Consider the following 14,141-nt stretch of genomic DNA (forward strand, 5'->3'; position numbering starts at 1 on the left):
CCGCCGCCGTCCCCGCCACGCCCCGCCGGGTCACAGCCCCCGCGCGGCCAGGAAGTCCCCGATCAGCGCCAGCCACTCCGCGTTCCGCTCGACCATCGGCAGATGCCCGGTGGCGATCTCCACGTACTCGGCGCCCGGTATGTGCTCCGAAAGATAGCGGGAGTTGGCCGGGTCCAGCAGCGCGTCCCGGGTGGTGGCGACGACCAGGGTCGGGACCGCGATGCCCGCCAGGTCGGCGGTGGTGTCCAGGACCTTGACCAGCGCCGCCTGCTCGGCCGAACCGGCCGGCGGCAGCGTCGGGTCCGGGTCCAGCAGGGCCGCCAGCTCGGCCGGCGGCAGCGCGTTGAGGTGTTCCGGCGCCACCCCGCTGAGCGCCCGCGCCTGGGCGAAGCCCTGGTGGTCGCCGCGCTCCAGGAGCCGCAGCCACAGGTCCAGCCAGACCTGGGCGCGGGCGTCCGCCCTGGCCAGCCCGGCGGTCAGGACCAGCCCCCGCACCCGCTCCGGGTGCCGGGCCGCGGCCCGTACGGACACCGCGGTGCCCATCGAGAAGCCGATCACGGTGAAGGTCGTAAGGCCGGCCGCGACGGCCTCGGCGACCACCGCGTCGGCCAGCGCGTCCAGCTCCAACGGGCCGGTGGCGCGCGGGGTTTCGCCCGAACCGGGGTAGTCCGGCGCCACCACCCGGTGGCCGGTGGCGGTCAGGGCCGGGATCAGGGTGCCGTAGTTGCTCCGGACACTGCCGGTCGCGCCGTGCGCCAGCAGGACGCCGGGCCCGTCGGACGGGCCCGCGACGGTGGTGGAGAGCGGCGGAAGGGAAACGGACGGGGTCTGCGCCACGGAAGTCCGCGCCACGGGAATCTGCGTCATGCCCACGAGGTTGCCGTTTGACACCGGTGTCAAGGTCAAGCCGGATCGGGAAGAAGCGGGGGAGAGGGGACTCACATGGGGGACGGGGCACGGACGGACGCCCGGCCGGCGGGCCGGATGCGGATCGGCGAACTGGCCCGCCGCACCGGCGTCAGCACCCGCGTCCTGCGCTACTACGAGCAGCGCGGCCTGCTCCGCGCCGCACGCGACACCAACGGCTACCGCACCTACGGCGCCGATGCCGTGGAGGCCGTCGCCCGCGTCCGCGAACTGCTCGCCACCGGCCTGAACACCGAGTCCATCCGCGACCTGCTGCCCTGCGCCCAGGGCGGCCCGGGGCTGGTCTCCTGCACCTTCTCGTGCGGCGTCGTGGAGCAGCAGATGGCCCGACTCGACGCCGAGATGGCCGAGTTGGAGCAGCGCCGCGCGGCCCTGGGCGCCTACGCACGACTGATGCGGCGACGCCGCGCCCAGGACGAGGCGCTGGCCACGATGGCCCTGCGGTCGCGCTGAGCGGCGGCCCGGCGCCCGGAGACGGCGAAGGCCCCGCCTCCACAAAGAGGAGGCGGGGCCTGCCGGTTCAGGCGCGCGTCAGAAGCGGCGGGTGATCAGCGCCCGCTTGACTTCCTGGATCGCCTTGGTGACCTCGATACCGCGCGGGCAGGCGTCCGTGCAGTTGAAGGTCGTGCGGCAGCGCCAGACGCCGTCCTTGTCGTTGAGGATCTCCAGCCGCTGCTCGCCGCCCTCGTCACGCGAGTCGAAGATGAAGCGGTGCGCGTTGACGATCGCCGCCGGGCCGAAGTACTGGCCGTCGTTCCAGAACACGGGGCACGAGCTGGTGCACGCCGCGCACAGGATGCACTTGGTGGTGTCGTCGAAGCGCTCGCGGTCCTCGGAGGACTGCAGCCGCTCGCGGGTCGGCTCGTTGCCGGTGGTGATCAGGAACGGCATCACGTCCCGGTACGCCTGGAAGAAGGGCTCCATGTCGACGACAAGGTCCTTCAGCACCGTCAGGCCCTTGATGGCCTCGACGGTGATCGGCTTCTCGGGGTTGATGTCCTTGATCAGCGTCTTGCAGGCCAGCCGGTTGCGGCCGTTGATCCGCATGGCGTCCGAACCGCAGATGCCGTGCGCGCAGGAGCGGCGGAAGGTGAGCGAGCCGTCCAGATCCCACTTGATCTTGTGGAGTGCGTCCAGGACGCGCTCCTTGGGATCGATCTCCAGCTGGAAGTCCTCCCAGCGCGCCTCCTCGGAGACCTCCGGGTTGAACCGGCGGATCCGGAAGGTGACGGTGATCAGGTGCGCAGCGTCGTTCTCGGCCGCGTCCAGGGCCGCGGAGTGCTTGTCGATGGTCGGGGTGCTCATCAGTACTTACGCTCCATCGGCTGGTAGCGGGTCTGCACGACCGGCTTGTAGTCGAGCCGGATCGACTCGGCGCCGTCGTCGCCCACCTCGCGGTACGCCATGGTGTGCCGCATGAAGTTGACGTCGTCGCGGTTGGGGTAGTCCTCGCGGTAGTGGCCGCCGCGGGACTCCTTGCGGGCCAGCGCGGAGACCGCCATGACCTCGGCCAGGTCGAGCAGGTTGCCCAGCTCGATGGCCTCCAGCAGGTCGGTGTTGAAGCGCCTGCCCTTGTCCTGGATGGACACGTTCTTGTAGCGGGCGCGCAGCTCGCCGATCTTCTCGACCGCGGTCTTGATCGTCTGCTCGGTGCGGAAGACCATGACGTTGGCGTCCATGGTCTCCTGCAGCTCCTTGCGGATCTCGGTGACCCGCTCGCTGCCGGTGGCCTCGCGCAGCCGCTCGACCTGGTCCTGGACGAGCGCCGCCGGGTCCTCGGGCAGCTCGACGAAGTCGGCGGTGGCCGCGTACTCCGCCGCGGCGATGCCGGCCCGGCGGCCGAAGACGTTGATGTCCAGCAGCGAGTTGGTGCCCAGGCGGTTGGCGCCGTGGACGGAGACGCAGGCGACCTCGCCGGCGGCGTACAGGCCCGGCACGACGGTGGTGTTGTCGGCCAGCACCTCGCCCTCGACGTTGGTCGGGATGCCGCCCATGGCGTAGTGCGCGGTCGGCTGGATCGGGATCGGGTCCGTGTAGGGCTCGATGCCGAGGTAGGTGCGCGCGAACTCGGTGATGTCGGGCAGCTTGGCGTCCAGCTGCTCCGGCGGCAGGTGCGTCAGGTCCAGGTAGACGTGGTCGCCGTCGGGACCGCAGCCGCGGCCCTCGCGGATCTCCGTGTAGATGGAGCGCGAGACGACGTCACGCGAGGCGAGGTCCTTCATGACCGGCGCGTACTTCTCCATGAAGCGCTCGCCGTCCTTGTTGCGGAGGATGCCGCCCTCACCACGGGCGCCCTCCGTCAGCAGGATGCCCATCCGCCAGATGCCGGTCGGGTGGAACTGGAAGAACTCCATGTCCTCCAGCGGCAGTCCACGGCGGTACACGGCGGCCTGGCCGTCACCGGTCAGGGTGTGCGCGTTGGACGTCACCTTGAAGAACTTGCCGCAGCCGCCGGAGGCGTAGACGACGGCCTTCGCCTGGAAGACGTGGATCTCGCCGGTGGCCAGCTCGTAGGCGATCACACCGGCCGACTTCTTGACGCCGTCGACCTCGGTGATCAGCTGGTCCAGGACGTAGAACTCGTTGAAGAACTCCACGCCCTCCTTGACGCAGTTCTGGTACAGCGTCTGGAGGATCATGTGGCCGGTGCGGTCCGCGGCGTAGCAGGACCGGCGGACTGGCGCCTCGCCGTGGTTGCGGGAGTGCCCGCCGAACCGGCGCTGGTCGATCCGGCCCTCCGGCGTGCGGTTGAAGGGCAGGCCCATCTTCTCCAGGTCGAGGACCGAGTCGATGGCCTCCTTCGCCAGGATCTCCGCGGCGTCCTGGTCGACCAGGTAGTCACCGCCCTTGACCGTGTCGAAGGTGTGCCACTCCCAGTTGTCCTCCTCGACGTTGGCGAGGGCCGCGGCCATACCGCCCTGGGCGGCACCGGTGTGGGAGCGGGTGGGGTAGAGCTTCGTCAGGACCGCGGTCCGGCTGCGCTTGGTGGCCTCGATGGCCGCGCGCATGCCCGCGCCGCCGGCGCCGACGATGACGGTGTCGTACTTGTGGATCTGCATGGGTGGAATACCTCAGTCCCTCAGCCCGGGGCCTAGCGGATGTTCGGGTCGAAGGTGAAGATCACCAGCGTGCCCAGAAGGACGGTGAACACCGTGGCGGTGTAGAGCAGCATCTTCAGCCAGAAGCGGGTGTTGTCCCGCTGCGCGTAGTCGTTGATGACGGTGCGCAGGCCGTTGGCGCCGTGCAGCATGGCCAGCCACAGCATCAGCAGGTCCCAGACCTGCCAGAACGGCGAGGCCCAGCGGCCGGCGACGAACGCGAAGCCGATCTTGGAGACGCCGCCGTCGAGCACCAGCTGGATCAGCAGGTGGCCGAGGACGAGGACGACCAGCACGATGCCGGACAGCCGCATGAACAGCCAGCCGTACAGCTCGAAGTTGGTCCGGGTCGACTTGGGCGTCTTCGCGGTGCGCTTACGGGGCGCCTCGATGACGGGAGCGGGGTGGTCCGCGTCGTAGAGCGCGACGTTCTCCGCCGCGGTGGCGCTCGCGGTGGTGGATTCAGCAGACATCTCGCGTCAGCTCCCGAACAGCGTGCGCAGCGTGTGCTGCAGCACGGGGTAGAAGGCACCGGCCATCAGCACGACCCAGACACCGACGACGGTCCAGAGCATCTGCTTCTGGTACTTCGGGCCCTTGGACCAGAAGTCCACGGCGATGACGCGCAGGCCGTTGAGTGCGTGGAAGAGGATGGCGGCCACCAGGCCGTACTCCATCACGTTGACGATCGGCGTCTTGTAAGTCGCTACGACGTTGTCGTACGCGTCGGGGGAGACGCGCACGAGTGCGGTGTCGAGGACGTGCACGAACAGGAAGAAGAAGATGAGGACGCCGGTGACTCGGTGAGCCACCCAGGACCACATGCCTTCCCGGCCGCGGTACAGCGTTCCAGCCGGCACGGAAGAACCCTCCGGGAGCGGGGACTAGGGCCGCGCCGGCTTCTCTGTCGGTCGGGCCCGGCCGGGTACGGTCCACCGGCCGCTCGTCATCGTATCGACGAGCTGTCGGTTCCTCGCGCGGGGGTCCTTAGGTGTGATCAAACAGGCACCAACGGGCTATCACACAAGTACGAAACGGTCCATCAAGGACAACTCATAGCGAGTCGCCCCAGTCTGGTGCGGGCCAGCCGCCGCAGTTCGTCCGCGGCGACCGACCGCTCCTCGTCCGGCTCGTGTGCCAGGCGGGTGCGGATGGCGTGCAGGGTCTGGTCCATCAGCTCGTCGTCGCGATAGCCGTCGAGGCAGATGACGAAGGCGTGCCGGAAGCGCAGCTGGTACGCGGCGTGCGCGGCGCGCAGTGCGGTGTGGGCGGCGAGGGTGCCGAGGCCGGGGCGGACCGGCGGGAGCGGCGTGGCCGGCTCCTGGGCCAGCGCCTCGCCCTGCTCGGCGGAGGTGAGGTCGTAGCCGGCCTCGTCGCCGGCGGCCATCAGGGACTCCGGGTCCGGGTAGGGGCGGTGGGCGGCGAGGCGTTCGGCCCAGCGGCGGCAGCCGCAGCAGGTCAGCAGGGCGGCCACGGCGTGGGCGTGGGGGAGGGCGTTGAAGCGGTCGAGGCCGGCCGCCGGATCGGGAGCGGGCCGCGTCTGCCAAGGTATGCCGCACCGCGGAACGGGCGGGCGGGGCCGCGCCGGCGGGCGGACGGCCGGGGTTTCACCGGACAGCGTGGGCTCCTCGGGCGGATGGGGGTCGGATGCGGATGGTCGGTGAGGGGCGGAAGGTTCGGGAGGGCCGGGGGAGTCGGTGGTGACTGGCGGAAAACGAGCGTCGGGTGGGGCGAAAAGGATGAAAAGTCTGATACGTACGGAGGGAGAGGTGAGTGTGGTGATACGTCACAAGAGGTGGCACCCGGCGGATTTCCGGCGGTCCACGCGCCCCGGCAGGGAGTGAGCGGCGGCGAGGCCACGCTAACGACGCTCGCCGGCCACTGTCCGACGGATGCGCGATTTTCACCCGGATGAGAGAGCTCTCGCGCGCTCGGTGGACGACCTGTTCCGCATTACTGGCAATGCCTTCGCCCCGAAAAGTGAGGATTGCACGATGTCGAACCCGATGCGGCCGCCGCGTTCCCCGCGGCCCCCGGCCTCCCCGCGGCCCCCGCACACCGGCCGTCGGGCCGCCGGCCCGGAGGTCCGCCGCGCGCTGCTGGCCGTCCCCGTGCTGGTCGGCACGCTGGCGCTCGGCGGCTGCGGACAGGGCGCAGATTCCCGGTCCCCGGGCGCGGCTCCCAGCTCTTCCAGCCCCGCCGCGCCCATCCCCAGCTGGGCCAAGGTGACCGGCCCGCCGCACATCGTCCCGGCCGTACGGGACTTCCGCCCGGCGAACGGAATCGGCTGGCGGCCGACCAAGGGCGCCCGGATCGTGGTATCGGCGGGGGAGAAGAGCAATATCGCCGACGAAGCGCAACTCATGGCCAAGGATCTCGGCGGGCTGGCGGTGGTGTGGGGAAAGCAGGACGTCCGGCCCGGTGACGTCGAGGTGAAGCTCAGCGGTTCGGCCGGTGCCGGCCGCGGCGACAACGCCCCGGCCGGCAGCACCGCCGACGAGTCCTACACCCTCACCGCCCACGGCGGTGTGCTCACCCTCACCGCCCCCACCGACGCCGGGATCTTCAACGGCACCCGGACCGTCAAACAGGCCGTCCGCACCGCCGGCGGCCTCCCCGAGGGCACCGTCGACGACCGCCCGGACCGCCCCCGGCGCGGCATGCTGCTGGACAACGCCCGCAAGCCGTTCACCGCGGACTGGATCGAGGACCGCATCCGGCAGCTCGCCGACCTCAAGCTCAACCAGCTCCAGCTGCACTTCTCCGACGACCAGGGCTTCCGCATCCAGAGCGACACCCACCCCGAGATCGTCTCCGCCGACCATCTGACCAAGGACCAGGTCCGCCACCTGATCAAGGTCGGGCAGAGCCTGCACGTCTCGCTCGTCCCGGAGATCGACTCGCCCGGCCACCTCGGCGCCGTCCTCGACCACCACCCCGACCTGCAACTGCGCAGCGCCTCCGGCACGGTGGTCCGCGGCGCCATCGACATCTCCAAGCCCCAGGCCGGCGCACTCGTCGACTCGCTGCTGAAGGAGTTCGGACAGCTCTTCCCCGGCCCGTACTGGCACCTGGGCGGCGACGAGTACCAGGCGCTGACGTCCTCGGACCCCGCGGGGAAGTACCCGCAGCTGGCCCGGGCCGCCCAGGACAAGTACGGCTCCGGCGCCACCATCAAGGACCTGGCCACCGGTTGGCTCAACGACCGGCAGAAGACCGTCCAGGCCGCCGGCAAGACCCGGATCGAGGCGTGGAACGACGGCTTCTTCGCCGGCGGCAAGGTGGCCGCGGACACGAACCGCGCGGTCGCCTACTGGACCGGCCGGGAGATCGGCGCCCGCGACCCCGCCGAGTTCCTCCGCGAGGGCCGCACCGTGCTCAACCTCAACGACGAGTACCTCTACTACGTGCTCGGCGAGCCCAACGGCTTCACGTACCCGACCGGCGAACGGATCTACCGGAGCTGGACCCCGCGGGTGCTGCGGCACACCTCGCCCGTCGCCGTACCGGAGGGCCAGACCGGGGCCGACCGGATCCCGGGCGCGCGGTTCGCGGTCTGGTGCGACCACGCGGACGCGCAGACCGCACAGCAGATCGCGGCCGGGATCAAGCTGCCGCTCGCGGCGCTCGCGCAGAAGACCTGGGACCCGCGCACCCCCGCGCAGTCCTGGACGGACTTCGAGGCGCTGGCGAACCGGCTCTGACCGGCGGGCGGAAGAAGCGCAAGAGACGGCCGGGGCCGCCACCCCCCACAGGAGAGGCCCCGGCCGTCGCTCACACGGAGCCCGCGACGGGCTCCTAACCGATACAGCGCCGCCGGGCCGAAAAGCGTCACACGCGGTACGGGCGGCGGCACGGCCAGTGGTCTGGACGTGGGCCCGGCAGGGCCCGTAACGTGCCGGAACGCGCCGGCGGGCGCACCGGCCCCGGTGGTCCGGCCGGCCGGAAGAGCGGCCGGTTACCGGCGAGTTCGAAGGGTCGTGCGGCCACCGCGCCGGTGCCCGGAGGTGCCCCAGGGGTGGCCCGGGTGCCGGGCCCCGGGGCTGACCCGTTACGGTCTGCGGGGACATCCGGGCGGTCGGCGGCCGGCACGGCGGTGACGCACCCGGCCGCGGAGCGGCCCCGGCGGACCCGACGACCAACCGACAGCGAAGAAACAGCGACAGCGCAATGCGGCAAGGACCGGGCGGCGGACATTCAGCGTGCGACAGGATGGACCCGTGCGAGGGGACGACATTCAGCCGGACGACGGACGGCTGACGGTTGCCGTACAGGCGGCGCAGGACGGCGACGAGACCGCGTTCCGGCTCGTCTACCGCGCGATACACCCCCGGCTGCTCGGCTACGTCCGGACCCTGGTGGGCGAGCCGGACGCGGAGGACGTGGCATCCGAGGCCTGGCTCCAGATCACCCGCGACCTCGTCCGCTTCAGCGGCGACGCGGACCGCTTCCGCGGCTGGACCGCCCGGATCGCCCGTAACCGTGCGCTGGACCACATCCGGATGCGCGGCCGGCGGCCGGCCATCGGCGGCGACGAGACCGAACTCACCGACACCCCCGCCGCGTCCGACACCGCGGGCGAGGCGCTGGAGGCGCTGGGCACCGGCCACACCTTCCGGCTGATAGGCCGGCTGCCGCAGGACCAGGCCGAGGCGGTGACCCTGCGGGTGGTCGTCGGGCTGGACGCCAAGAGCGCGGCACAGGTACTGGGCAAACGGCCGGGCGCGGTGCGCACCGCCGCCCACCGCGGCCTGAAGAAGCTGGCCGAGATGCTCGGGGAGGACGGTGGTGGGGACGACGGCGACGGGGAACCCCGGGGGCCGTCCGCCGGTGCCGGCAAGGGGGGTGGAACAGTGGGTGAGCTGCCCATACAGGACAGAAGACGCCATGACGGCGTGGCGGAATCGTACGTACCAGGTGTGACGGAAACGGCCGCACGAACGCAGAAGGACATGTGATGGCCGACGACCGGTATAGCTGGCTCGACAAGGAAGCCGCGGAGCGACTGCTGCGTGGTGAGCCGGCCGGTTCCCAGGTCGGCGACGGCGCACGCGAACTCGAACAGCTGCTGAAGGCCGCTGCGGCGGCCGGCTCCGGCCTGCCCGAAACCGCCGCGGCCCCCGGCGAGGAGGCGGCACTGGCCGCCTTCCGGCAGGCCCGGCTCGGTACCGGCGCCCGCTCTCGCGGCACGGCACCGTCCGGCACGCGCACCACCCGCACCAACCGCGTCGTCGAACGCACCGGGCTCGCCCGCCCCTTCAGACGCGGCCTTGCGGTCGCCCTGGCGGCCTGCGCGATCAGCGGCATCGCGGTCGCCGCCGGCACCGGCGTACTGCCCACCCCGTTCCGCGACGGCGAGCCCCGCCCCGGTGCCAGCGTCCCGGCCGCCGAGACGCCCGACACCTTCGAGACCGACGAGTCCGCCACCACCACCGGCGAGACCGGCCGGACCCCGGCCACCCCGCCCGACGGGCGGACCACCGCACCCGGCGCCACCCCCACCCCCGGCGGCAGCCCCGACACCGTCCCCGCGCCCGGCACCCGTTCGCCGGGCACCGGCACCGGCACCCCCGGCGACGACGGCAAGCCGCTGCCCGACGACGGCGGCGGGAACAAGAAGCGCAAGCTGCTGCTCGCCGTCTGCAAGGAGTACGAATCCGGCCGCCGCGGCGACCTGGACCGCGACACCCTGCGGCGCCTCGAAGGCACCGCCGGCGGCGCCGAGCGGGTGCACGCCTTCTGCCGCCAGTACCTCGCCCAGGCCGGCCAGCAGGGCGGCGGCTCGGGTGACAACGATGGCGGAGGCGGCGGCAAGGGCGGCCACGGCGGCGGCCAGGGCGAGAACGGCGGCAACGGCGGCGGCCAGAACGGCGGCGGCAGCGGCGACGAGGAGGGCGACCCGCCCCGCGCCGCCTCACCCCCGGCCGCCTCGCCCGGCCCCGGCGCGCCGACCACCGGCAGCACCCCCACACCGGCCCCCTCCACGGCCGCGCCGACCCCCAGCGGAAACCTTCCCACCGGTCGGGTGTGACGTTTTTCAGCCCCGTGACGCAGTAAGAAACGAGCCGACTGGTCATCGGCGGCGCAAGAGCCGGGGTTCCCCCCGTACCCGTGGCTCAGCGCACCCGGCGCGGGCGGGGCTCGTTCCCCCGGCCCTGCCCGCGCCCTCCCTTCGCGCCTGAGCCGGCGCCACCCCTCTTTGCGCCTGAGCCGGCGCCGCTCTCGCGGATGTGGTTGCTGGCTGTGGGGGTTGCTCAATTTTCGCTTCCGTCAAAGATCTTGCTCCTGGGGGCGAGTGTCGGTTTCTGGCTGTGGGTGCGGGAGTTGAGGGCTGAGCGGTCTGCTGTGGTGTAGGTCCCCGTTGGGGGGAGTCCGGCCTGTTGCTGGAAGGTGCGGAGGGCGCGTTCGGTCTCGGCGGCGTAGTGGCCCGTGGGGGAGCGGGTGAAGAGGCCGAGTTGCGACAGGCGGGTCTGGAGGTCGCGGACCGCCGGGCCATGGGCGCCGGGCGCCAGTAGGGGAGCGGGGCGCGGCGGGTGGCAGGCCGTCGCCAGGGCCAGTGCGGCCAGTGCCATCAGTGCCGCCGGTCCTCGTCTTCCGCTCCGCCGCATGAACCACCCCCTTCCCGACGGTGCGTCGGGACGAACCTACGGGCATGCTGTGAATGCGGTGGAAACCGGCACCATTCACCTGTTTGGAGGCGTAGGGGACATGGCGCGGTACAGCGAGAGCGGGCTGCCCGTCGAGCCGGTGTACGGGCCGGCGGCGCTCGACGGGTGGGATCCGGCCGACCGGCTGGGCGAGCCGGGCGGGTACCCGTACACCCGCGGGGTCTATCCGACGATGTACACCGGGCGGCCCTGGACGATGCGGCAGTACGCCGGGTTCGGGACGGCGCGGGAGTCCAACGCGCGCTACCGGCAGCTGATCGAGCACGGCACCACGGGGCTGTCGGTCGCCTTCGACCTGCCGACGCAGATGGGCCACGACTCCGACACCCCGATCGCCGCGGGCGAGGTCGGCAAGGTCGGGGTGGCCATCGACTCCGTCGAGGACATGGAGGTGCTGTTCGGCGGGATCCCGCTGGGGGCGGTCTCGACGTCGATGACCATCAACGCGCCGGCCGCGCTGCTGCTGCTGATGTACCAACTCGTCGGCGAACAACAGGGGGTGATGGGACATCAGCTCAACGGGACGGTGCAGAACGACGTGTTGAAGGAGTACATCGCGCGGGGCACGTACATCTATCCGCCGCAGCCCTCGCTCCGGCTGACCGCGGACATCTTCCGTTACTGCCGGGCCGAGATCCCCCGCTGGAACACCATCTCGATCTCCGGCTACCACATGGCCGAGGCCGGCGCCTCGCCCGCGCAGGAGATCGCCTTCACCCTGGCCAACGGCATCGCCTACGTCCGCACCGCGCTCGCCGCCGGCATGGACGTCGACGACTTCGCGCCGCGGCTGTCGTTCTTCTTCGTCGCCCGGACCACGCTGCTGGAGGAGGTCGCCAAGTTCCGTGCCGCGCGGCGGATCTGGGCGCGGGTGATGCGCGAGGAGTTCGGGGCGCGGAACCCCAAGTCGCAGATGCTGCGGTTCCACACCCAGACCGCCGGGGTGCAACTGACCGCCCAGCAGCCGGAGGTGAACCTCGCGCGGGTGACCGTACAGGGGCTCGCGGCGGTGCTCGGCGGGACCCAGTCGCTGCACACCAACTCCTTCGACGAGGCGATCGCGCTGCCGACCGAGAAGGCGGCCCGGCTCGCCCTGCGCACCCAGCAGGTGCTCGCGCACGAGACGGACGTCACCGCCACCGTCGACCCGTTCGCCGGCTCCTACGCCGTCGAGTCGCTGACCGACGACGTCGAGGAGGCGGCGCTGGCGCTGATGGCGCGGGTGGCGGACCTCGGCGGCGCGGTCGCCGCCATCGAACGGGGCCTCCAGAAGGACGAGATCGAGCGCAACGCCTACCGGATCGCGCAGGAGACCGACGCCGGCGAGCGGGTGGTGGTCGGCGTCAACCGCTTCCGCACCGACGAGGAGGAGTCCTACGAGCCGCTGCGGGTGGACCCCGCCATCGAGGCGCAGCAGGCCGAACGGCTGGCGCGGCTGCGCGAGCGCCGCAACCGCAACGCGGTCACCGCGGCGCTCGGCGCGGTGCGCAAGGCCGCCGAGGGCCCGGACAACGTGCTCTACCCGATGCGGGAGGCGCTGCGCGCCCGGGCCACGCTGGGCGAGGTGTGCGACGCGCTGCGCGAGGTGTGGGGGACGTATGTGCCTACGGACGCGTTCTGAGGAGATGTCTTCGGGGGCGTCTCCGGGGCCGTCTTCGGTGGCGCCTTCCGAGGGGCGGCCGGGGGCCCGCCGGGTGCCGGGTGCCGGGCGTGGAACGCGTCCGCCACACTGGTGGCATGTCCGCACCCCGCCGCCACTGCCCCATCTGCACCCGAGAGATCGCCGTGGTCGGCGGCCGGTACGCCCGCCACGACCCGCCGGGGCGGCGGACCGGGATCGAGCTGATCTCCTGCCCGGGCTCGCGGCGGACGGCGCCCATGATGGCGCCCGCGGAGAAGCTCTTCGACCCGGAGGAGCCGCCGATGCCGGGACAGCAGCCGCTGTTCTGACCGCGCCCCGCGGAGCGCCCGCGGCCCGCCGCCGGTGGCCGCGGACGTCGACTACGGCGCCAGCACGTCGAGTTCGGCCATCGCGCCCGTCGTGATCTCCCGGGTGAGGGCCTCGGCGCGGACCGCGTCGCCGGTGCGGATCGCCTCGGCCACCTGGACGTGCAGGGTGACCGCCGCCGGGTCGGGGTCGGTGAACATCACATGGTGCTGGGTGCGGCCGGTGAGCACGGCCGCGACCACCTCGGCGAGGCGGGCGAACATCTCGTTGCCGGACGCGGTCAGCACCACCCGGTGGAACGCCATGTCGTGCACGAGGTACGCGTCGAGCTGCTGGCCGCGCGAGGTGGCCACCATCCCCATGGCGTGCTCGGTGAGTTCGGCGCACTGGGCGGGGGTGGCGTGGCGGGCGGCCAGCCCGGCCGCCACCGGCTCGACGGCCGAGCGCAGCACCGTCAGCGAACGCAGCTGCCGGGGGCGGTCCCGGCCGGCCAGCCGCCAGCCGATCACCCGCGGGTCGTAGACGTTCCACTCCTCGGTGGGGCGGACGGTCACACCGACCCGGCGCCGGGAGGCGACCAGGTGCATGGACTCCAGGACCCGGATCGCCTCGCGGATCACCGTGCGCGAGACGTCGAACCGCTCGGCCAGCTCGTCGGTGCGCAGGACCGTGCCCGGAGGGTGGTCGCCCGCGGTGATAGCGGGCCCCAGGGACTCCAGCACGCGGGCGTGCAGCCCCTTCTCCCCGTTCCCGGTCGCTTCCATGGGCCAAGCCTACGTTCCTGCCTCTCGGCCAATTAAGTATGACGTTTGCGTCACAGAGTCTTGAATACGTCGTACCTAATGGGTTTCAGTGGAGGGCGCACGAGGTCGAAGTGGACAGCGTCGTACCGATACCGCCGGTACCACCCGATGGCGGCGATCCGGCACGTGATGTCCCGTACGCGAGGTATCGAGGTATTCGGGATGGGCAGCGCCGACGTCATCGTCGTGATGGGTGTGGCCGGGACCGGCAAGACGACGATCGGCCCCCTGGTGGCCGACGCGCTGGGCGTCCCCTACGCCGAGGGCGACGACTTCCACCCGCCGGCCAACATCGCCAAGATGACGGCCGGTACGCCCCTGGACGACGCCGACCGCGGCCCCTGGCTCGACGCGATCGGCGCCTGGGCGCACGGCCGCGCCGGGCACGGCGGGGTGGTCAGCTGCTCCGCCCTCAAGCGCGCCTACCGCGACCGGCTGCGGGCCGCCGCCCCGGGCGTGGCCTTCCTCCACCTCGCCGGCGACCGCGCGCTGATCGAGGCGCGGATGGCCGAACGCAAGGGGCACTTCATGCCCACGGCGCTGCTGGACTCCCAGTTCGCCACCCTCGAACCGCTCGGGCCGGACGAGGCCGGCGCGGTGGTCGACGTCTCCGGCACCCCCGAGCAGATCGCCGGACGAGCCGTCACCGCCCTGCGCCGCCCGGCCCCGGCCGCGTAACCCCCGACGCGCCGGCCGG

Annotated in this window: 15 protein-coding genes; 7 read left to right on the top strand and 8 right to left on the bottom strand. The window is 72.1% G+C overall.

Annotated features, from left to right (window positions below):
- Positions 1-30 precede the first annotated feature (30 nt).
- The gene (locus K2224_RS10420; RefSeq protein WP_221906293.1) at positions 31-867 is read right to left on the bottom strand and encodes an alpha/beta fold hydrolase; all 837 of its coding nucleotides are present in this window, start codon (positions 865-867) and stop codon (positions 31-33) included.
- A gap of 75 nt (positions 868-942) precedes the next feature.
- On the opposite strand from K2224_RS10420, the gene K2224_RS10425 reads away from it, so the two are divergent.
- Entirely contained in the window at positions 943-1,380 is a 438-nt protein-coding gene (locus tag K2224_RS10425) for a MerR family transcriptional regulator (protein ID WP_221906294.1), read from the top strand.
- Between the two features lie 78 nt (positions 1,381-1,458).
- Here K2224_RS10425 and K2224_RS10430 read toward each other — a convergent pair whose 3' ends face one another.
- From K2224_RS10430 to K2224_RS10450, 5 genes are all read right to left on the bottom strand, one after another.
- Positions 1,459-2,232, bottom strand: a complete 774-nt coding sequence (locus tag K2224_RS10430; RefSeq protein WP_221906295.1) for a succinate dehydrogenase iron-sulfur subunit — start codon at positions 2,230-2,232, stop codon at positions 1,459-1,461.
- Entirely contained in the window at positions 2,232-3,986 is a 1,755-nt protein-coding gene (sdhA, locus tag K2224_RS10435) for a succinate dehydrogenase flavoprotein subunit (RefSeq protein WP_221906296.1), read from the bottom strand. The genes K2224_RS10430 and sdhA overlap by 1 nt, the downstream gene beginning before the upstream one ends.
- A 32-nt stretch (positions 3,987-4,018) precedes the next feature.
- Positions 4,019-4,498 carry a succinate dehydrogenase hydrophobic membrane anchor subunit gene (locus tag K2224_RS10440; RefSeq protein ID WP_221906297.1) on the bottom strand — a complete coding sequence of 160 codons (480 nt, stop codon included), beginning with the start codon at positions 4,496-4,498 and terminating at the stop codon, positions 4,019-4,021.
- Positions 4,499-4,504: 6 nt separating this feature from the next.
- The gene (sdhC, locus tag K2224_RS10445; protein WP_016574684.1) at positions 4,505-4,885 is read right to left on the bottom strand and encodes a succinate dehydrogenase, cytochrome b556 subunit; all 381 of its coding nucleotides are present in this window, start codon (positions 4,883-4,885) and stop codon (positions 4,505-4,507) included.
- A 182-nt stretch (positions 4,886-5,067) separates the two neighbouring features.
- Positions 5,068-5,577 carry a 2-oxo-4-hydroxy-4-carboxy-5-ureidoimidazoline decarboxylase gene (locus tag K2224_RS10450; protein WP_221909564.1) on the bottom strand — a complete coding sequence of 170 codons (510 nt, stop codon included), beginning with the start codon at positions 5,575-5,577 and terminating at the stop codon, positions 5,068-5,070.
- A 442-nt stretch (positions 5,578-6,019) separates the two neighbouring features.
- Here K2224_RS10450 and K2224_RS10455 point away from each other — a divergent pair, with 442 nt between their 5' ends.
- From K2224_RS10455 to K2224_RS10465, 3 genes are all read left to right on the top strand, one after another.
- On the top strand, positions 6,020-7,729 hold the full coding sequence (locus K2224_RS10455) for a glycoside hydrolase family 20 protein (RefSeq protein WP_221906298.1): 1,710 nt from the start codon (positions 6,020-6,022) through the stop codon (positions 7,727-7,729).
- A 531-nt stretch (positions 7,730-8,260) separates the two neighbouring features.
- Positions 8,261-8,983, top strand: coding sequence for an RNA polymerase sigma factor (locus tag K2224_RS10460; RefSeq protein WP_398195460.1), 723 nt, complete (start codon positions 8,261-8,263; stop codon positions 8,981-8,983).
- Complete coding sequence (locus tag K2224_RS10465) at positions 8,983-10,056, top strand: hypothetical protein (protein ID WP_221906300.1); 1,074 nt, start codon at positions 8,983-8,985, stop codon at positions 10,054-10,056. Before K2224_RS10460 ends, K2224_RS10465 begins: the two co-directional genes overlap by 1 nt.
- A 223-nt stretch (positions 10,057-10,279) precedes the next feature.
- Here the strand turns inward: K2224_RS10465 and K2224_RS10470 are convergent, their stop codons facing one another.
- A complete protein-coding gene (locus K2224_RS10470) occupies positions 10,280-10,597 on the bottom strand; it encodes a peptidoglycan-binding protein (protein WP_260692480.1) in 318 nt (105 codons plus the stop codon).
- 136 nt (positions 10,598-10,733) lie between these two features.
- Between K2224_RS10470 and K2224_RS10475 the strand changes: the two genes are divergently transcribed.
- Positions 10,734-12,314 carry a methylmalonyl-CoA mutase gene (locus tag K2224_RS10475; RefSeq protein ID WP_221906302.1) on the top strand — a complete coding sequence of 527 codons (1,581 nt, stop codon included), beginning with the start codon at positions 10,734-10,736 and terminating at the stop codon, positions 12,312-12,314.
- A gap of 116 nt (positions 12,315-12,430) precedes the next feature.
- Complete coding sequence (locus K2224_RS10480) at positions 12,431-12,643, top strand: hypothetical protein (RefSeq protein ID WP_221906303.1); 213 nt, start codon at positions 12,431-12,433, stop codon at positions 12,641-12,643.
- A gap of 51 nt (positions 12,644-12,694) precedes the next feature.
- Here K2224_RS10480 and K2224_RS10485 read toward each other — a convergent pair whose 3' ends face one another.
- Entirely contained in the window at positions 12,695-13,405 is a 711-nt protein-coding gene (locus K2224_RS10485) for a FadR/GntR family transcriptional regulator (protein WP_221906304.1), read from the bottom strand.
- A gap of 201 nt (positions 13,406-13,606) precedes the next feature.
- Here K2224_RS10485 and K2224_RS10490 point away from each other — a divergent pair, with 201 nt between their 5' ends.
- On the top strand, positions 13,607-14,122 hold the full coding sequence (locus tag K2224_RS10490; RefSeq protein WP_221909565.1) for a gluconokinase: 516 nt from the start codon (positions 13,607-13,609) through the stop codon (positions 14,120-14,122).
- Positions 14,123-14,141 lie beyond the last annotated feature (19 nt).

This window comes from Streptomyces sp. BHT-5-2 (genome assembly GCF_019774615.1).
Classification (GTDB): domain Bacteria; phylum Actinomycetota; class Actinomycetes; order Streptomycetales; family Streptomycetaceae; genus Streptomyces.